The sequence below is a fragment of the Rhizobium sp. BK456 genome (genome assembly GCF_014194045.1).
Lineage (GTDB): Bacteria > Pseudomonadota > Alphaproteobacteria > Rhizobiales > Rhizobiaceae > Rhizobium > Rhizobium redzepovicii.
This window is the reverse complement of the sequence record NZ_JACIAO010000003.1, coordinates 350,309-369,245: the sequence shown is the minus strand read 5'-3', so window position 1 is coordinate 369,245 and position 18,937 is coordinate 350,309. Positions and strand designations below refer to the sequence as shown.

At 59.0% G+C, this 18,937-nt stretch carries 20 protein-coding genes; 13 read left to right on the top strand and 7 right to left on the bottom strand.

The genetic code is table 11. The annotated features are described in order from the left end of the window. Nucleotides 1–170 precede the first annotated feature (170 nt). From FHX03_RS11430 to iolD, 4 genes are read right to left on the bottom strand one after another with little or no spacing between them, the layout of a single operon-like run. The gene (locus tag FHX03_RS11430) at nt 171–1,346 is read right to left on the bottom strand and encodes a Gfo/Idh/MocA family protein (protein WP_246699221.1); all 1,176 of its coding nucleotides are present in this window, start codon (nt 1,344–1,346) and stop codon (nt 171–173) included. 8 nt (nt 1,347–1,354) lie between these two features. Beyond that, nucleotides 1,355–2,410 (bottom strand): sugar phosphate isomerase/epimerase family protein, encoded by a 1,056-nt coding sequence (locus FHX03_RS11425; protein WP_097625302.1) that lies wholly within the window; start codon nt 2,408–2,410, stop codon nt 1,355–1,357. Between the two features lie 9 nt (nt 2,411–2,419). Then, the gene (locus FHX03_RS11420; RefSeq protein WP_097665457.1) at nt 2,420–3,238 is read right to left on the bottom strand and encodes an SDR family oxidoreductase; all 819 of its coding nucleotides are present in this window, start codon (nt 3,236–3,238) and stop codon (nt 2,420–2,422) included. Between the two features lies 1 nt (nt 3,239). After that, nucleotides 3,240–5,090: a 3D-(3,5/4)-trihydroxycyclohexane-1,2-dione acylhydrolase (decyclizing) gene (gene iolD / locus FHX03_RS11415; RefSeq protein ID WP_183853664.1), complete on the bottom strand. Its 1,851-nt coding sequence runs from the start codon at nt 5,088–5,090 to the stop codon at nt 3,240–3,242. A 102-nt stretch (nt 5,091–5,192) separates the two neighbouring features. Here iolD and iolG point away from each other — a divergent pair, with 102 nt between their 5' ends. The 8 genes from iolG to FHX03_RS11375 all read left to right on the top strand — a co-directional run bounded on the left by iolG (nt 5,193) and on the right by FHX03_RS11375 (nt 13,912). After that, on the top strand, nt 5,193–6,203 hold the full coding sequence (gene iolG / locus FHX03_RS11410; protein WP_210298515.1) for an inositol 2-dehydrogenase: 1,011 nt from the start codon (nt 5,193–5,195) through the stop codon (nt 6,201–6,203). Between the two features lie 3 nt (nt 6,204–6,206). Next, nucleotides 6,207–7,643, top strand: a complete 1,437-nt coding sequence (locus tag FHX03_RS11405) for an NAD-dependent succinate-semialdehyde dehydrogenase (RefSeq protein ID WP_183853660.1) — start codon at nt 6,207–6,209, stop codon at nt 7,641–7,643. A gap of 11 nt (nt 7,644–7,654) precedes the next feature. After that, nucleotides 7,655–8,464 (top strand): HpcH/HpaI aldolase family protein, encoded by an 810-nt coding sequence (locus tag FHX03_RS11400; RefSeq protein WP_183853658.1) that lies wholly within the window; start codon nt 7,655–7,657, stop codon nt 8,462–8,464. Beyond that, a complete protein-coding gene (locus FHX03_RS11395) occupies nt 8,464–9,432 on the top strand; it encodes a hydroxyacid dehydrogenase (protein WP_183853656.1) in 969 nt (322 codons plus the stop codon). The genes FHX03_RS11400 and FHX03_RS11395 overlap by 1 nt, the downstream gene beginning before the upstream one ends. A 286-nt stretch (nt 9,433–9,718) precedes the next feature. Then, complete coding sequence (locus FHX03_RS11390; RefSeq protein WP_183853655.1) at nt 9,719–10,795, top strand: sugar ABC transporter substrate-binding protein; 1,077 nt, start codon at nt 9,719–9,721, stop codon at nt 10,793–10,795. 76 nt (nt 10,796–10,871) lie between these two features. Next, nucleotides 10,872–11,687, top strand: coding sequence for an ATP-binding cassette domain-containing protein (locus FHX03_RS11385; protein WP_097625310.1), 816 nt, complete (start codon nt 10,872–10,874; stop codon nt 11,685–11,687). A 34-nt stretch (nt 11,688–11,721) separates the two neighbouring features. Next, nucleotides 11,722–12,921: a sugar ABC transporter permease gene (locus FHX03_RS11380; RefSeq protein WP_097625311.1), complete on the top strand. Its 1,200-nt coding sequence runs from the start codon at nt 11,722–11,724 to the stop codon at nt 12,919–12,921. A 118-nt stretch (nt 12,922–13,039) separates the two neighbouring features. Further along, nucleotides 13,040–13,912, top strand: coding sequence for a MurR/RpiR family transcriptional regulator (locus tag FHX03_RS11375; RefSeq protein ID WP_097625312.1), 873 nt, complete (start codon nt 13,040–13,042; stop codon nt 13,910–13,912). A gap of 64 nt (nt 13,913–13,976) precedes the next feature. On the opposite strand, the gene radC is transcribed toward FHX03_RS11375, so the two are convergent. After that, on the bottom strand, nt 13,977–14,804 hold the full coding sequence (radC, locus tag FHX03_RS11370) for a RadC family protein (RefSeq protein WP_183853653.1): 828 nt from the start codon (nt 14,802–14,804) through the stop codon (nt 13,977–13,979). 7 nt (nt 14,805–14,811) lie between these two features. Beyond that, nucleotides 14,812–15,648, bottom strand: a complete 837-nt coding sequence (gene map, locus FHX03_RS11365; protein WP_097625313.1) for a type I methionyl aminopeptidase — start codon at nt 15,646–15,648, stop codon at nt 14,812–14,814. A 248-nt stretch (nt 15,649–15,896) separates the two neighbouring features. Between map and FHX03_RS11360 the strand changes: the two genes are divergently transcribed. From FHX03_RS11360 to FHX03_RS11350, 3 genes are all read left to right on the top strand, one after another. After that, nucleotides 15,897–16,556 (top strand): TetR/AcrR family transcriptional regulator, encoded by a 660-nt coding sequence (locus FHX03_RS11360; RefSeq protein ID WP_097625314.1) that lies wholly within the window; start codon nt 15,897–15,899, stop codon nt 16,554–16,556. A 132-nt stretch (nt 16,557–16,688) separates the two neighbouring features. Then, nucleotides 16,689–16,862, top strand: a complete 174-nt coding sequence (locus tag FHX03_RS11355) for a hypothetical protein (RefSeq protein WP_003586917.1) — start codon at nt 16,689–16,691, stop codon at nt 16,860–16,862. Continuing rightward, nucleotides 16,859–17,188: a DUF6105 family protein gene (locus FHX03_RS11350; RefSeq protein WP_097625315.1), complete on the top strand. Its 330-nt coding sequence runs from the start codon at nt 16,859–16,861 to the stop codon at nt 17,186–17,188. Before FHX03_RS11355 ends, FHX03_RS11350 begins: the two co-directional genes overlap by 4 nt. Here FHX03_RS11350 and ruvX read toward each other — a convergent pair. Further along, on the bottom strand, nt 17,128–17,619 hold the full coding sequence (gene ruvX / locus FHX03_RS11345) for a Holliday junction resolvase RuvX (protein WP_097625316.1): 492 nt from the start codon (nt 17,617–17,619) through the stop codon (nt 17,128–17,130). The two genes, FHX03_RS11350 and ruvX, sit on opposite strands and share 61 nt — an antisense overlap. A 227-nt stretch (nt 17,620–17,846) precedes the next feature. Between ruvX and FHX03_RS11340 the strand changes: the two genes are divergently transcribed. Together FHX03_RS11340 and gatC are read left to right on the top strand one after the other, a co-directional pair. Next, nucleotides 17,847–18,551 carry a metal-dependent hydrolase gene (locus FHX03_RS11340; RefSeq protein WP_097625317.1) on the top strand — a complete coding sequence of 235 codons (705 nt, stop codon included), beginning with the start codon at nt 17,847–17,849 and terminating at the stop codon, nt 18,549–18,551. A 69-nt stretch (nt 18,552–18,620) separates the two neighbouring features. Then, a complete protein-coding gene (gatC, locus tag FHX03_RS11335) occupies nt 18,621–18,908 on the top strand; it encodes an Asp-tRNA(Asn)/Glu-tRNA(Gln) amidotransferase subunit GatC (protein ID WP_003578934.1) in 288 nt (95 codons plus the stop codon). Nucleotides 18,909–18,937: the final 29 nt, after the last annotated feature.

The following is an 18,937-nucleotide window of genomic DNA, read 5'->3' as shown; positions in this document are numbered from 1 at the left end:
CCGCGAAATGTCGCCCCTCTATCGGTAGCCGGTCAATGTTACAGATTGTTTTACGAGCGTCGATTCAAGCCCGCCTGTGCTTTTCAGATCAGCTTCAGCCCCTTCAGGCTGACATGGCCATCCCCGCCGATGATGCCATCGTCGTGGACGGGGATACCGGGCTTGAATGGTTAAACGGCAATTGGCGTAAACCAAGGCTGATTGGCTGCCGCTGCGCAGTCAACAACGGCATCGACGAATGCGACACCTTTGAGCCCATCATGTGCAGTCGGAATATCGCGTCCGATCGCTGTCGGTTCGCGTCCTTCGCGCTTGGCACGGATTGCTTCAGCAAAGCCGGCATACAGATTCGCAAATGCCTCGAGATAACCCTCGGGATGGCCGGGAGGTGTGCGGATCCGCGCTTTGGCGCCTTCGCTAAGGTCGTCCGCACCGCGTTTGATGATTTCAGTCCTTCCATTCAGCCGAGCGTGCACGAGCTCGTTCGGTTGCTCCTGGAACCACGTTAGCGAGGCCTGCTCGCCAAACACCCGGAGCCGCACGCCATTTGATGATCCAAGCGCTACCTGTGAAGACCAGAGAAGTCCGCGGGCGCCGCCTTCATAGCGCAGCATGACATGAGCGTTGTCATCCAAGGCGCGCCCTTCAACAAAGGTGGCGAGATCCGCGGTCAACGATTGAAGCTTGAGGCCTGAGACGAAGCCAGCCAGATGGTAGGCATGCGTGCCGATATCGCCGATCGAGCCACCACGACCGTTTTTCTTCGGATCAGTGCGCCAGGCGGCCTGAGCATTGCCTTTTGTCTCAATGGCGGTTGCCATCCATTCCAGCGGGTATTCAACTTGGACGGTACGGATCTTCCCGAGCTGACCGGTCGCAACCATATGCTTGGCTTCATGTATCATCGGATAGCCAGAATAGGTATATGTGACCCCCATGAACCGGCCGCTACTGCGAACCAAGTTTTCGAGCGCGACAGCGTCTTCCAAAGTTGCGGTCAAAGGTTTCTCGCAGATGACGTCGAAACCCGCTTCCAGAAAAGCCTTGGCGATGGGGAAATGAGTGAAATTGGGCGTGCAGATCGCAACGGCATCGATCCGATCCTCACGGCTGCTTTCGCCCGCGATCATCGCCTTGAAATCATCATAGGAGCGCGTGCGATCCAAACCTTCGCTTGCCGCGAAGGCGTGACCGCGGGCAGCATCGACGTCGAATGCGCCAGCGACCAAGGCCCACGCCCTGTCCTGGCGAGCCGCGATACGATGAATATTGCCGATATAGGCGCCGTTGCCGCCCCCCACCATTCCGAGGCGGAGCGGCATTTGCGAAGAAGAGTTTGTCGTCATGGCTGTCCTCAATCAAGTCCGAGCATGGCTCGATTGGCGTCCTTGTTGGCGCCGGATTTCACGAAGTCATCGAACGCACGGTCCGCGACCCTGATAATGTGCTCGCGGATGAACTTTGCGCCTTCCGCGGCACCGTCCTCCGGATGTTTGATGAAGCACTCCCACTCCAGTACCGCCCATCCATCGAAGTCATAGGTTGCCAGTTTGGTGAAGACAGCGCCGAAATCTACCTGACCGTCGCCGAGTGACCGGAATCGTCCGGCGCGCTTCGACCAAGGCTGGAATCCGCCATAGGCGCCCGTTTTGCCGTTCGGCCTGAACTCGGCATCCTTGACGTGGAACATCTTGATGCGCTCGTGGTAGTGATCGATGAATTCCAGATAGTCGAGCGCCTGCAGGACGAAGTGGCTCGGATCGTAGAGGATGTTGCAGCGGCGATGATTGCCGACGCGCTCAAGAAACATCTCGAAGGTCAGTCCGTCGTGGACATCCTCGCAGGGATGGATCTCAAAGCAGAGATCGACGCCCTGTTCATCGAAGTCGTTCAGGATTGGCATCCAGCGCCTTGCAAGCTCATCGAAAGCCTCGTCGACCAGGCCCTCCGGCCATTGCGGATAGGGGTAGAGATAGGGCCACAGCAGCGATCCGGTGAAGCTGACATGGCGATCAATACCGAGATTCCGCGAGGCGCGGGCAGCAAAACGCATTTGTTCCTCAGCCCATGCCCGGCGCCCGGCCGGATTGTTGTGGACATTGGCGGGGGCGAAACTGTCCATGATCCGGTCATGGGCAGGGTGGACGGCAACGAGCTGGCCGGTGATATGCGAGCCCAGTTCGGTCACTTCAAGGCCACTTTCCGCCAGCACCCCCTTGAGGTCATCGCAATACGTCTTGCTTTCGGCTGCCATCTTCATATCGATCAGGCGATTATCCCAGGTCGGGATTTGAACGCCGGCGAAACCTCTGGCCGCGACCCACCTGGAGAGGCTGGAAAGCGAGTTATAGGGGGCTTCGTCAGCTGCGAATTGGGCGAGATAGATGCCCGGTCCCTTGATCGTTTTCATGCTTTTTTCCTATTCGGATAAGGCTTCTGCCGGCGCCGGGGGGCCGCCGTCATAGGCTCCCCAGACCGATTGATCGAAATGAACGACGGAGCCTGTCATCATTCCCGAATCGTTCGATGCGAGAAAGAGGACGGCCCGGGCGACTTCTTCGGGCGCCAGAATGCGGCCAAAGGGTTGCGCCGCCGCGGCCGTGGCGAGCCAGTTGGGGTCGGCCCCGTGGTATTCGCGCTGAATGCGATCTTCGCCGTCAGACGCCATCCAACCGATATCGAGCTGGTTCACGCGGATCTGGTTGCGCATCAGGGCGTAGCCGGAGTTCCGGGTGAGCGTCGCCAGCGCACCCTTCGACGCAGAATAGGGAGCTAGAAATGGCTGGCCCGCATGCTCCGATGTCGAGCCGATATTGACCATACTGCCCTTGACGCCACCACGGATCATCAGTCTCGCCGCTTCCTGCATCAGAAAGAACGGTGCCCGAACGTTGACGGCGAACATTCGATCGAAAAGATCTGGAGACGAATTCAAAAGATTGCCTCGGTCAGTGAGGCCCGCGGCATTGACCAGAATATCGACTCTGCCGAATTCGGAGTCCGCTTTGGCGATGATCGACCGGCAATCTTCGACCTTCTCAAGATCCGCCGGGACAAATGTCACCGGCACCCCGGTTTCGCTCGTTATCGAGGCCGCAACGGCGTTGCCTTTCCCGGCATTTCGTCCGCAGGTGATGATGCCGGCGGCACCTGCTTTGGCGAAAAGTCGCGCAATTGCCGCACCCAGTCCCTGCGTCCCACCCGTGACGACGGCGATTTTTCCCTCGATACTGTTCATCTCAGACACCTACGCGCTGCTTCTGGCGGATCTTTTCCTGATCAGCGCGTGCTTTTTGAACGGATTCACGCTCCGAGACCTCAGGAACGCCGACGTCCCAATCCGCATCGCCCGGCACCCAGGCATGGGCATCGGTGACGAGGGTGATGACCGTCGTCCGGTCGGTCGTTTGTGCCCACTCCATTGCGGTTTTCAGATCGGCAAGGCTTTCGCAGCGCCGGGCGAGCGCACCCATCGATTCAGCATGTTTGACGAAGTCGACGGCAAAAGGCTCCTTGACGCGGCAATCTTTGATGAGATTGTTGAAACCAGGCACGCCCTTGAACTGTTGGAGACGATTGATGACGGCATAACCGCCGTTGTCGCAGACGACGACTATCATCTTGTGGCCCGTCAATACCGTCGAATAGATGTCGGAGTTCATCATCATGTAGGTGCCGTCGCCGATCATCACGATCGGCGTGCCGTTACCGGCTTTCGCCATCGCATGGCCCCAACCTGCTGCGATCTCGTATCCCATGCAACTGAAGCCGAATTCGCAGTCGAACGTGTTGGGATTCTTGACGCGCCAGCCCTTGGTCACCTCACCGGGTGTGCCGCCTGCCGCTGCGATCAGCGTATCGTTCGGCTTTGAGGTTTCGTTGACGATGCCGACCACCTGCGCGTAGGTCGGGATCGGCCCATTCGTGACCGCTTGATGCCGATCGAGGAGCTTGTTCCAATCGGCAAATAGCGACTGCGCCTTCGGAAGCAGCGCCGGATCGGCCTTCCAGTCACCGAGAGCCTCGTCCAGTTCAATCACCGTTTCGAGAGCATCCCCGACGACGGCAAGTGCGCGATGCTTTACCGCGTCAAAGCGCGCGGCATTGATCGAAATGAACTTTGCATCCTGCTGAAACACGGTCCATGAACCGGTTGTGAAGTCCTGCAATCGTGTACCGATCGCCAGAATGACATCCGCCTCACCGGCAAGCGCATTCGCCGAGGTTGATCCAACGATCCCGATGGGGCCGGCGTGAGCGGGATGGTTGTGCGTCATCGCGCCTTTGCCGGCGATTGTTTCGACGATCGGGATGCCGCGTTTGACAGCAAATTCCGCGACCTTCTCTTCGGCCGACGAATAGCGGACGCCACCTCCCGAAATGATCAGCGGTCTCTTCGCGGCCTGGAGCAATGCGGCTGCTTCCACAAGCCTTATTCTGTCGGCACGGGGGCGGGGTATGGACCATACAGCGGGCTCGAAGAACGCGGCGGGATAGTCGAACGCGACTTCCTGAGCATCCTGTGCAAGGCCAATGAATGCGGGACCGCAGTCTGCGGGATCAAGCATCGTGGCGATTGCCTGCGGCAAGGATGAGATGATCTGTTCAGGCAAAACGATGCGATCCCAATATCTGGTGACTGACTTGAAGGCGTCGTTGACCGTCACGGTCGGGTCACTGAAATGCTCAACCTGCTGAAGAACTGGATCGGGAATTCGGTTTGCGAACGTATCTCCCGCGATCAGGAGCACCGGCAGGCGGTTGGCATGGGCTGTGCCAGCCGCTGTCACCATGTTGGCCGCACCGGGTCCGATCGAGGTCGCCGCGACCATCAATTGGCGTCGGCGTTTGGCTTTGGCAAAAGCGATCGCTGCGAGTGCCATCGACTGCTCATTTTGACCGCGCCAGGTTGGCAACTGATCCTGCACCGACTCCAGCGCCTCCGACAAGCAAGTCACGTTGCCGTGACCGAAAATGCCGAACACGCCGGCAAAAAGCGGTAAGCGCTCGCCATCGATCTCCGTGAATTGATTGCATAAGTAGCGCACAAGCGCCTGCGCCATCGTCAGGCGTACGGTCTTCCGGGACATCCGGTCTCCTCCCATGGATCATGTTTTTTCGACGTTACGAAATATTAATTGACAAAGCAATAGTTCCGCAACAATCATTGCAAAAATAGAAATGGGAGGATCTTGATGTTGAAAATTGCCGTTCTCGGCTGCGGCCGTATTGGCCGCATGCACGCCGAAAACATAGCTGCCCATCCGCGGGCGACGCTTGCGGGCGTCTTCGACGTTCATCGCTCTGCGGCAGACGATGTTGGGAGCAAACACGGTGTGGCCGTCTTTGATTCTGCCGAGCGATTGTTCTCCAGCAGCGCCGTTGATGCGGTCCTGATCGCCACGTCGACACCGACACACGCAGATTTCATCGAGAAAGCCGTCGCGGCCGGCAAGCCGATATTATGCGAAAAGCCGATCGATTTGAGCCTCAAGCGTGTCCAGCAATGTGCGGAGGCAATTGGGACGACCAGCGTACCGATCATGCTCGGTTTTGTCCGCCGCTTCGATCCCGGCCACAGGGCGGCGCGCGATGCAATCCGTGCAGGCGATATCGGGGACCTTCATCAGGTCGTTATAACCTCGCGCGACCCCGGAATGCCGCCGGTCGCCTATACCGAAGCATCCGGCGGCATCTTTCGCGACATGACCATCCATGACTTCGATATGGCACGGTTCATGCTCGGCGAAGAGGTGATCGAGGTTTCGGCCGTGGGTAGCCGCCTTGTCGATCCGGTTCTTATGCAGCGATTGGACGACTACGACACCGTGACGGTCGTCCTCAAGACCGCATCGGGCAAGCAATGCATCATCAATAATTCTCGCCAGGCCGTCTACGGCTATGACCAGCGGGTTGAGGCGCTCGGCACAAAGGGAATGGTCGTCTCCGAAAATCGCCGCCCAAACATGACGACGCTGCACTGTGCCGATTTCACCGGCAAAGGCGCGCCGCTTCTCAACTTCTTCATCGATCGCTACGCCGAGGCCTTCATGGCTGAAATCAGCGCTTTCGTCGATGCGATTGGCGCCGGCAAGGCTCCGGAGGTCGGATTTGAGGATGGTCGTCAGGCTCTGATCCTGGCCGAAGCGGCAATCAAATCCGCGGCCGAAGGCCGCGCCATAAAAACCAGCGAAATTGGGTGACCCATGTATCAGAAGTTTGGACTCTATATCGACGGCAACTGGCGCCGTGCATCCGACGGAGCAACGGCTGACGTCCTAAGCCCCGTCACTCAGAGCGCTCTTGGCGCAGTTCCCGTAGCGACGACCGCTGACACGCAGGAAGTCCTGGCTGCAGCCAGCAAAGGCTTCGCGGCTTGGCGGACGACGGCCGCTTTCGCCCGTGCCGACGCCCTGCATCGGATTGCCGACGAGATGCTCCGCCGTGCCGATGAGGCGAAAAGGATGATTTCCGCCGAGACCGGCAAGCCGATCGCGCAGTCAGAGCGCGAATGGGGACTGTCCATCGATCAGTTTCGGTGGTTCGCGGAAGAGGCACGCCGCATCTATGGCCGGATCATTGAATCGCGCGTGCCGGGTGGTCGCTTCGAGGTGTCGCGTGAGCCGGTCGGCATCGTTGGCGCCTTTACCGCTTGGAATTTTCCCGCGGCACTCGTCGCCCGCAAGGCGGCACCGGCGCTTGCGGCGGGTTGTGCAATCATTATCAGACCGTCGACCCAGACGCCGGGCGTTGCCATGGTCATGGTCGATTGCATGCGGGCGGGCAACTTGCCCGATGGCGTCGTCAATCTCGTCGTCGGTCCGACAGCGACGACCTACGTGCCAATCATGGCGGACAGGTCGGTGCGCAAGGTGTCCCTGACCGGCTCGACACGCGTTGGTCAGCAGATGATCCGCGATGCCGCCGATACAGTGAAGAAAGTATCGATGGAACTCGGCGGCAACGCTCCGCTGATCGTCTATGACGACGCCGATCTCGAGCTCGCACTGAACGTGTCCGTGCCGACAAAGTTTGCAAATGCTGGCCAGGTTTGCGTGACCCCGGATCGCTTCTTCGTGCATGAACGCTTGCACGACGCGTTTGTTGACGGGTTCGTTTCCCGCACAAACGCGCTCAAACTCGGCGACGGCCTCGATCCTTCCGTGCAAATGGGGCCTCTGATCAATGGCGGACGCCTATCGGAGATTGAGTCGATTGTCTCGGATGCTGTGAAAGCAGGTGCGCACGTTGCGGCGGGCGGCGAACGCGCGTCGGAATTCAACGCTGGTCATTTCTACAAGCCAACCGTTCTGACCAATGTCACCGACGATATGAAAGTCTTCGCCGACGAGAATTTTGGCCCCATTGCCGCAATCACACGGTTTAACGAGGAGGATGAAGTTCTTTCGCGCGCCAACGCTTCAGACATGGGACTGTCGGCCTACGCTTTTACCCGGTCGCCGGATCGGGCGCGGCGAACGGTATCGGCGCTGAAGGCAGGGATGGTCGGTATTAACAGCTTTGCGCTGGCGGCGTCCGAGGCACCGTTTGGCGGCACCAACCATTCCGGCATGGGCAGAGAGGGCGGGATTGAAGGCATTGGCGACTATCTCGACACCAAGCTTGCCCAGATCGTGTTTTGAGGGCTGCCGGTATGATCAAGAACAGGTTGAAGGAAATCTGGGCTCAAGGTCGCCCCTCGATCAATGGTTGGCTGTCAATCGGCAATGCGTTCACGGCGGAGATCATGGCAGCTCAAGGCTATGACTCGGTCTCGATCGACATCCAGCATGGTGCGCTGGACTACGGTTCGGTGCTGCCGATGTTTCAGGCCATGCGCGCCTCCGGTGTCGTGCCAATGGCACGCGTGCCTTGGCTGGAGCCCGGCATTATCATGAAGGTGCTGGATGCAGGCGCCTATGGCGTGATCTGCCCGATGGTCAACACTGCCGTACAGGCGGCCGAATTCGTCAGCTATCTACGCTATCCGCCTCACGGTCAGCGCAGTTTCGGGCCGACACGCGTCAGCTTCGCCGCCGGGCCGAACTATGCGGCTGAGGCGAATGGAGAAGTCCTTGCTTTCGCCATGGTCGAAACCAAGCAAGCGATGGAGAACCTCGATGCAATTGCCGCAACGCCACGGTTGGATGGCATTTATGTCGGTCCAGCCGATCTGACCTTCAGTTTGACCGACGGTCGGCTTGCGCCGGCCTTCGATCGCGAAGAGCCGGAAATGATCGACGCTCTCCAGCGCATCGTCGCTGTTTGCAAGAAGAATAAAATTCGCGCCGCCCTTCATTGCGGCACGCCGGAATATGCCGCCCGCGCCATTCAGTGGGGTTTCGATATGACAACTGTGTCCGGCGACACCAGACTGTTGGCGGCTGCAGCGGCGGCGAGCGTCGCGAAGTTCCGCGACCTCGTAGGACAGACGGCGGGTATAGCTGAAAAGGGGGCCTACTGATGCCCCATATTCTCATTGCGGGAAAGTTGCATCCGTCAGGCATGGCGCTCTTGAAAAGCGCTCCGGGCGTGACGTTCGACTACGTGGAAGAAGTGTCGGAGCAATCCTATCATCCATTTATCAGCAAGGCTGACGCCCTGGTGTTGCGCACGCAGCCGCTTTCAGCATCGACTGTTGCGAATGCGGACCGCTTAAAGATCGTCTCACGCCATGGCGTTGGATACGATGCCGTACATCTGGCATCGCTCAATGAAAGAGGCATTGCACTTGCAGTAGTCGGCGACGTGAATTCGGTGTCGGTGGCGGAACACGCCATGATGTTGATCCTGTCGGCGGCGAAACGGGTTCTTCGCGGCGATCGTGCCGTGCGCAATCCATCGGAATGGGGATGGCGGAATCGGCTGGAGGCGGAAGAGATTTCGGGAAAGCGCCTGCTGATCATCGGGTTCGGTCGCATTGGGCGTCATCTCTCCAGAATGGCCGCCGGCTTTGGCATGGAGATCCGAGCTTTTGATCCTTATCTGCAGGCCCAAGGCTGGCCCGGGGGGGCGGTCTTGCCCGAGGGCAGCCTCCTCAATGGCCTTCGGTGGGCTGACGTAATCTCGGTCAATGTTCCAAAGGCCGATCGACCGATAATAACCAAAGATGAACTTGCCGCGATGAACCCCGGTGCCATCCTCGTCAATACAGCCCGCGGTGGTGTTGTCGATGAGGCAGCTTTGATCGAAGCACTGCAATCCGGTCGTCTCGGCGCAGCAGGGCTCGACGTTTTTGACGACGAACCACCATCTGAGGATTGCCGCCTTCTAGCATTCGATCAGGTGGTGCTGTCACCGCATATCGCCGGACTGACCCGTGAATGCGGTGAGCGGATGGCCGTAGCATCGGTTCAAAATGTGCTCGATTTTTTTGCCGGAAGAATAGATCCGAGCCTCGTTGTGAACGCCCAGTACTTGCAAGCGACCTAGGCCAGCAAGTCGATAAGTTACAATCTGAATGTTGTGAGGGCCTGGCTTCCGCGCCCACGAAATTCTATGCGCAACTAGCAATGAAAATTGCACGTATTAAAAATGACATTAAGCATTGAAATATGGTTTGACTCAGTGATTATTGCTGATTAGTCTATTTTGCAATGGTTGTTGCAAATGAGGTTCTCGACAGCAATCATGGGCAGGCAGAAGTTTGGCGCTGGGAGGCGTCGTTCCTAGAAAATCTGTCGGTCCTGGATGCACTTTGTTCCATGGGAGGTAAGAGATGGAACGTCTGATCCGTGGCCTTATGGCCACAACAGTTATCGCAGTCGCAATGGGCGGCGCGGCAGTCGCGCAGGACAAGGCGAAAGTCTTCTTCTTGTTGCCAAATCAAACGACAATTCGCTTCGAAAGCCGCGATGCGCCGTTCTTCGTTCAGGCGATGAAGGAAAAGGCGCCCGACGTTGAAGTCGTGGTTCAGAATGCGCAGGGCGATCCCAATAAACAGCAGGCTCAGGTCGAAGATGCGATCGCTCAGGGGGCAAAGGTCATTCTGCTCACGTCTGCAGACGCGAACCTTGCCGCCGGTGAGCTTGCCGCGGCGGCCAAGGCGAATGTTCCTGTCGTTCTCTACGATCACGATGCTGTCGGCGGAAAGGCCGAAGCCCACATCGTCTTCGACTCGCTGGCGGTTGGTCAGGCGCAGGGCAAACGCGCTGCGGAACTGATCAAGGCCATGTCGAAATCGCCGGTCAAGGTTGCACGCGTCAAGGGTAACCAGGGCGAGTACGGCACCGGGCAATACGAAAAAGGCCAGAATGAATTTCTTCAGCCGCTGATCGACTCCGGAAAGGTCAAGGTCGTTTGCGAACAGTACACGCAGAACTGGGATCCGGTGCTGGCTCAGAACTTCGCCGAAGATTGCCTGACGAAGAATGGTGGCGACGTCGACGTCTTTCTCGGCATGAATGACGGCACTACCGGTGGGTCTGTTGCGGCGCTGATCTCCCAGGGAGCAAAGCCGGGAGAGAAGCTCGTCACCGGCGGCCAGGATGCCACGGTAGAGGCGCTCCGCTACATCGCGCAAGGCTGGCAGGACAACTCCGTTCTCAAGGACCTGAAGGTCCAGGCAAACGAAGCCGCGGAAGTCGTCGCATCGATCGTTGCGGGCAAGGGGGTGCCGAAAGACCTGGTCAACGGCAAGGTCAACAACACCTTCATGGACGTCCCGGCCGTGTTCCTGCCGGTGAGCAACATCACGAAGGACAATCTTGGCGACGTGGTCTCGAAGAGCGTTTGGACCTGGGCAGAAATCTGCAAAGGCATCGAAACGGCCGACGTCTGCAAGAAAAATCTTTAATTTGATCGGTTGTTGCGGGGGAGGGCGGCGCGGCCGTCTTCCTCCGTTGCAGGATCAAGACCCTTCCGAGGATGACATGACCGTGACCGATTCAGGGCGTTCACAGGATAAAGCCCTTTCAACCAAAAAGTCTGTTCCGCTCATTTCGATGCGCAACATTCACAAATCGTTCGGCTCGGTTCACGCCCTGCGAGGAGCCTCCGTTGAAGTCCATGCCGGCGAAATCGTCGCGATGGTGGGCGATAACGGCGCGGGTAAATCGACGCTCGTGAAGGTGATGGCAGGCGTCTACGCGGCTGACTCCGGAGAATATGAGATCGAAGGTAAGCCGGTTACGATCCGAACCCCGGCGGATGCCACTGCGCAAGGCATTGCGACGGTCTATCAGGATCTTGCGCTCTGCAACAATCTGGACGCTGTCCAGAATCTGTTTCTCGGTCGTGAATTGACCGGCTCGGGCATTTTCGGCCGCCGCATCCGCCGCGCGGAATGCGAAGTGCGCGCCCGCGAAGTCATGACGAGAATGCGTCTGGGCAACCTTTCGCTGACCCGGCCCGTTGGCGCCATGTCCGGCGGCCAACGTCAGAACATCGCGATAGCAAGATCCATTCTTTGGAAGCCCAAGGTGGTCATCCTCGACGAGCCCACCGCAGCCCTTAGCCACTCGGCGGCGCAACAGGTCGCAGACCTTATCCGCGGCCTGGCCGATGATGGACTGGGTATCGTCATTGTCAGTCACGACATCCACCACTTTGTCGTGAATTCGACCGACCGCATCGAAGTCATGCGACTTGGCGCGAATGCGGCGAGCTTTCGCTCCAAGGATGTGACCGGGGAAATGGTCGTCAACGCGATGGTCGGCGGCAACGAGGGTGTCAATCTTGCCGGCTGACCAGAACTCTTTCCATAGTCAAGGAACGAATACCATGGCCTCCATCTCCACAACCGCCGCGCCGAAGCGACGCACTTTCGGAGAGCTTCTCAACAGCGATCTGCGGGCGCTGCCCGTGGTCATCGCGCTGATCGCGCTGTGGATCTTCTTTGCCACTCAGAGCGATATTTTCCTCACGCCGCGAAATCTATCGAACCTGCTTCAGCAATCGACGGTCGTCGGCATGATGGCGCTCGGTTTGATGTTTGTCCTCCTGGTTAAGGAGATCGATCTTTCGATCGCGGCAATACATGGGGTCACGGCAGTCTTCAGCGCAAAGCTGATCGTCGATTATGGTTTCTCGCCCTGGCTGGCGCTGCCTGTTGCAATTGTGATCGGCGCAGCGATCGGGTCTTGTTCCGCGCGGTGGGTAAACTGGGTGGGAGTGCCATCGTTCGTCGTCACCCTGGGCCTGGGGCTTGCACTCAACGGCATTCAATTGCTTCTGCTTCCTGCGACCGCGCGTTATGCCTTGATGGGGACAGGGGTTGAATACATAGCGCAGACGACTGTCGCAGGCGCCAGCGCCTGGATCGCCTGGGCAGTTGGGTTGATACTGCTCGGAGGGTTGATTTTTTCTGGCGTCGTCCGGCGACAGCGAGCAGGCCTTGAAGTATCGATTCTTCATAGCGTGCTGCTTCCTCTCCTCGGAGCAGGCATTCTGGGGGCACTGGTTGTGCTCGTCCTCAATGCCAGTCAAGGCATTCCGTTGCCCGTTCTGATCTTTGTGTTTCTCCTTGGTATCGGCGGCTATGTCTTAGGCGAAACTCAATTCGGCCTTTATCTATATGCGGTTGGAAATAATGACGAAGCGGCACGCCGAGCCGGCATCAACGTGCCACTCATTCGAATGGCTGCCTTTGCAATCGCCGGCGGTATTGCGGCAATTGCTGGGATCGTTGCATCGTCGAGAACTCTCGGCGTCGGTGTCTTCTCTGGCGGCGGCGTCGGCGGTGGAACACTGTTGCTGGAATCAATCGCGGCGGCGGTCATCGGTGGCGTGAGCCTGTTCGGGGGGCGAGGCGCTATCCACGCAGCGCTCTTGGGAGCCCTGGTCATCGGCACGGTCCAAAACGGCCTTAATCTCATGGGCGTGGAGAACGAAGTTCGTCTGATCGTCACCGGGCTTCTGCTGGTCCTCGCCGTTTCCATAGACAAGATCATTGAAAAGCTGACGGGACAACAGTCCTTTTGATCTTGCGCTGCAAGGGTTGCGGGCGGCTCCGGTAGCCGCCCGGCAAGGCAGATCGATTTGACATTGCCAATCTTTTGCTGTTCAGCGCATGATGCGATGAGATTTGCAGGTTTAGGAAATGGCGAAGATCGAACCACCGCGAGATTACGAGGAATTCATTCGTCTGGTCCATGACCGCTACGGCGACATGAGCAAAACCTATCAGAAAATCTCAGTCTATCTTACCCAGAGCCCGAATGATGTGGCAGTCCTCTCTGTCAATGCGATCGCGGAGCGCTGTGGCATTCACGCCTCCAGCTTCGTCCGTTTCGCCCAGTACCTCGGCTATGAGGGCTTCAAGGATCTGCAAGGCTTGTTTCAGCGCCGGCTCTCCACCGCCGCTCCTGGTTTCGAAGCGCGAAAGAAGGCATTGGAGACGGAGCTCGGTGCGCGGACGGATAGAAGCGAGGCGGGATTCCTTCGCGACCTCGTGGTGAGGGATATAGCGTCCTTACAGGACATTCTTGCGCAAATTTCCGGTGAGGACTTGGCCACAGCGGTCGACCTTCTGGAAAAAAGCGAGACAATCTTCTTAATCGGTCAGCTGCGTTCAGCGCCAGTGGTTGAATTGCTGCGGTACGTTCTTACCATGCTTGGAAAGCGGTGTGTTCTTCTCGACCCAGGTGGTGGGCTTGCCACATATATGGGGCGTACGATGAAGGATACGGATCTCCTCTTTGCCGTATCGTTTCGTTTCTATGCGACTGAAGTTGTGAACGTGGTGGAAGATGCGGCCGCCCGGGGCATTTCTATCGTCGCCATTTCCGATAGCACACTTTCACCTTTGGCCAAGTCTGCGACGGTTCTCTTCCCTGTCCCGGAGCATGAATACACGTTCTCGCGCTCTCTTGCTGCTCCGATGTGCCTGGCCCAGGCTTTGACTGTTGCGTTGGCAAGCCGCCTCCAGGGCAGCAAGGATGATCCTCGTATTCCGATCGTTACCGGACAATAGCGCGCCCATTTCCCTAAAAATCCAATCCGTCGATTCGACTGCCGCTTCCGCCGGCCCTGTGCTTTCAGATCAGCTTCAGCCCCTTCAGGCTGACATGGCCGTCCTTGCCGATGATGACGTGGTCGTGGACGGTGATATCGAGCGCCTTGGCCGCCTCGATGATCACCTTGGTCATGTCGATGTCGGCACGTGAGGGCGTCGGGTCGCCGGACGGGTGGTTGTGGACGAGGATGATCGCCGTTGCCGAAAGCTCGAGCGCGCGCTTGACCACTTCGCGCGGATAGACCGGCGTATGGTCGACCGTGCCGCGGCCCTGCACCTCGTCGGCGATCAGCACATTGCGCTTGTCGAGGAAGAGGATGCGGAATTGTTCGCGGGTCTCGTGCGCCATGGCGGCGTGGCAGTATTGAATGACCGAAGACCAGGAGGAGAGCACCTGCTTGCTTCTGATCTCGCTTTTCAGCGTCCGGTGGGCCACCGTCGAGATCAGTTTCAGGTCGAGCGCCACGGCCTCGCCGACGCCCTTCACCTCGGTCAGCAGCGCCGCCGGCGCGCCAAAAACGCCGGAAAGCGAGCCGAAGCGTTCGATCAGCGCCTTGGCGATCGGCTTGGTGTCGCGCCGCGGGATCAGGCGAAAGAGCAGGAGTTCAAGGATTTCATAGTCGGCAAGGGCGATGTCGCCCTGTTCGCGGAAGCGGTCACGCAGCCGCTCGCGATGGCCGTGATAATGCTCCTGAGCGGCGAGCGAAGCGGGCAGGGCGGCCTTGGCGTTCGGCGCGGTCGGTTTTTGCGGCTGTCCGCCGAAGAACGAGCGTTCGTCGGCGGCAACAGGCTCTTCGGTCTCAAAAGGCAGCTCGTCGTCGGAAGATGTCGCAACCGGCCTCTTCGCCATCGGATCGTCACCCGGCAAACGATGGCAAGCCCGGGCGGTCGAGCCCGCCTGGCGACAGCGTAAAGATCTCGCAGCCGTCGGAGGTGACGCCGATGGTGTGTTCGTACTGCGCCGAAAGCGACCGGTCGCGGGTGACCGCCGTCCAGCCGTCGGCCAGCACCTTCACATGCGGCCGGCCGAGATTGATCATCGGCTCGATGGTGAAGATCATGCCTTCGCGCAGTTCCGGCCCTTCATTGGCGCGGCCGTAATGCAGGATATTCGGTGAATCGTGGAACAGCCGGCCGACGCCGTGGCCGCAGAAATCGCGCACCACCGAACAACGCTCGGCCTCGGCATAGGTCTGGATCGCCTCGCCGATTGCGCCGGTGCGGGCGCCGGGCCTGACGGCGGAAATGCCGCGCATCAGCGATTCATAGGTGACCTCGAGCAGTCGCTCGGCGGCGCGCTTGATCGTTCCCACCGGATACATCCGGCTGGAATCGCCGTGCCAGCCGTCGAGCACGAAGGTGACGTCGATATTGACGATATCGCCCTCACGCAGCGGCTTGTCGTTCGGAATGCCGTGGCAGACAACGTGGTTGATCGAGGTGCAGGTCGATTTGGTGTAGCCGCGATAATTCAGCGTCGCCGGGTGGGCGCCGTGATCCATGCCGAAATCGAAGACGAACCGGTCGATGTCATCGGTCACCAGCCCCGGCTTGACGATGTCGGCCAGCGCATCGAGGCAGCGCGCCGTCAGCTGGCATGCCCTGCGCATGCCTTCGAATGCTTGCGCGTCGTAAAGCCGGATGGCGCCCGTATTCTTCGAGGGCGCGGAAGAGGCTTCGATATAGTTCACCATTGCAGGGCCTTAGCGGAGAATATTAGAATTGTTCATAATGTAGCTATGCCGGGTTCGTCCATCGCGATCAACCGTCGGGACGAGATTTCTCAGCAGATCCTAATCGCATAGCGGGCAGCCTCCCGCATCGGCTCATCGTCAAATCCTCGGACAGGATGGAATATCCACAATCTTCTCAAGAGGATAGGATTGATTGCATGAAGCCTCCTCGCTACTCACCGATTGGTGACAGTGGGGAAGGGTCGTTCGTGCTTGATGAAGCGGTAAAACTTGAAAATTTGCCTGAGGCCGGCGGCGAGCCGGAGCGGCGAGTGCGCGATCGGGGCGCCACCGAGCGCGCCATCCTTGCCGCCGCCAAGGGATTGCTGGCCGAGGAGGGCTTCCAGAATTTCGGCATCAATGCGGTCGCCCGCCGCGCCGGTTGCGACAAGCAGCTGATCTATCGTTATTACGGCGGTCTTGACGGTCTGGTCGAGGCGATCGGCGCCGATCTCGGCACTTGGGTGAAGGATCGCATTCCCGAAGATGCCGGCGGCATGTTCCTGTTGACCTATGGCGACCTGATGGAGCGGCTGTCGCTTCTCCTGCTCGACGCTTTGAGAAACGATCCGCTGATGCGCCGCATCCTCGCCTGGGAGATATCTGAGAACACCGAGCAGGTGAGGCGGCTTTCCGAAGCGCGTTCGAAGGCTTTGGCTCTCTGGCTGGAGCGCATGCGCGGCTCGCTGGCGCCGCCGAAAGGTGTTGATGCCGCGGCCGTCAATGCCGTCATCATCGCCGCGATCCAGCATCTCGTGCTTGCCGCAGCAAGCGGCGGGCAGTGCGCCGGTCTGTCGCTGAAGACGCCGAAGGACTGGGAGAAGGCGGCGATGGCGCTGAAGCGCATCGTGCGCGGCGTCTACGGCTGACAGCTCATTCATCCACAGGCAGCGGCTGCCGCGTTAACCTTAATGAATGGTTTACGTTGCCTGGCCTGGGTTAACCCGACAGTGTGAAGGGGAGCAGAGATGGAATGAGTAAGAGCCCCCGAGTTGACATCAATGGGAACCAGGATCGCCAAAGCCGCCTTTCTCGTGACTGCGATGATGTTCTTCGCGGTCCTGGCGCTGGATATCGCAATTCCGACGCTGGTGCTGTGCATCATGGCATTGTCGACCCGGTTGGTTTCCCTCGATCTGCCCGTCGCGCGCAAGCATGGAGGTGAGGCCGCATGAAGTGGTTTCTGATCTTCTGGGCCGGCCCCATCGTCTTTCTGGGCGGATGGTACTGGCTCTCCTATTACGACATGAATTTCGGCATCTTCATGCTGTCGCGGCAGGTCCATGACCTGACGTTCCAGCTCTATGGCGAGGCGCTCGGCATTCCGCCGGAAAACATTCCGCCGCTCGTTGCCCGCGCCATCGCCGTCGACAGTCTCGTCGTCTTCGCCATCCTCGGCTTCCGGAAACGCAGGTCGATCGTCGCCTGGTGGAAGGCGCGTCAGCTGAATTCGTCTCCATCGGATCTCGCCAGCAAGGAAAGCCTGTCGAGCGCGCCTTGAAGGATGAAGCTCGCGGCGGCCGAATCGATCCGTTCGGCCCGTTTGGCGCGCGAGACGTCCATTTCGAGCAGCGTCCGTTCAGCCGCCACCGTCGATAACCGCTCGTCCCAGTAGACAAAGGGCAGCGCCGTCTTCTGCTCCATATTGCGCACGAAGGCGCGCGTCGCCTGCACCCGCGGACCTGCCGATCCGTCCATGTTCATCGGCAGACCGATGACGAAACCCGCGACCTTTTCCGATTGTGCAAAATCCATGAGCGCCTGCGCATCGATGGTGAACTTGACGCGCCGGATCACCGGGCGGGGCGTGGCGAAACGCCGCCCGAGATCGGACATCGAAAGCCCGATCGTCTTGGTGCCGAGATCGAGGCCGGCAATGGCCTGCCGCGGGGCAAGCGTCTCGGCCATTTCCTCGATCGTCAGCACCGTCATCGCCATTTCATCCCGTCAAAAGAAATTGAAGTCGCCACCGCTTTTCTTTGCGGCCGCATGAGATATGTCCATAGAGCATGATGCCGAAAAGTGTGAGCGGTTTTCTCATGACATCATGCTCCAATTGTTTGATTGAGATGCGGATTCAGATTTTAGGCAGATCCGGCCTGAAATCATCTGGACCTTCCCGAACGGGCTTTTGCATCACGTAATAAAGGAGAGATTTGATGAAGATCACCTGGCTTGGCCATTCCGCCTTCCGCATCGAGATCGGAAAAGCGACGATCCTGCTCGATCCGTTCCTCAGCCATAACGCTTCCTTCTCCGGCCAGGATATCAAGGATGTCTCTGCAGGCGTTACTCATATCCTGCTGACGCATGGGCACGGCGACCATGTCGGCGATACAGTGGCGCTTGCCAAGGAAACCGGCGCCGTCGTTCTCGCCAATGCCGATCTTGCCGCCTGGCTCGGCTCCAAGGGTCTCGACAGGCTCGAGATGGGCAATACCGGCGGCACGATCGCGCTCGGCAGTTTCTCGGCGACCTTCACCAATGCGCTGCACTCGTCTGCCCAGATCACCGAAGACGGCGTCTCGCATGCGCTCGGCAATGCCAACGGCCTGATGCTGCATTTCGAGGATGAAGCCTCGATCCTCGCCATGGGTGATACCGACATCTTCGCCGACATGGCGCTGATCAATGAGTTGCACCAGCCCGATATCGGCCTCGTGCCGATCGGCGACCGCTTCACCATGGGCGGCGCCGTGGCGGCCCTTGCCTGCCGGCGCTATTTTAACTTTAAGACCGCGATTCCCTGCCATTACGGCACCTTCCCGATCATCGAGCAGACGGCCGATAAATTCGTTGCCGGCATGGAGGGATCGAAGACGGATGTGAAGGCGCTGAAGCCCGCGGAGAGCCTGTCGATCTGACGAAATCCCGTTGCACCGGGCGGACATGGCCTTTATAGCGGGTAGGAAAAATCCCATCCGGAGAATGCCATGTCCGTCGACCTTGCCACCGTGAAGCGCGTTGCCCACCTTGCCCGTATTGCCGTCTCCGAGGACGAGGCAAATCGCATGGTCGGCGAGCTGAACGGTATCCTGGGCTTCGTCGAGCAGCTCTCCGAAGTCAATGTCGATGGCGTCGAAGCGATGACATCCGTCACCCCGATGGCGATGAAGAAGCGGACGGATGAGGTGACCGACGGCAGCAAGGCCGCCGATATCGTTGCCAATGCGCCCGTCACCGATCACAATTTCTTCCTGGTGCCGAAAGTCGTCGAATAGGGCTTCAAGCCTCTTTCCGACCCCTGTTG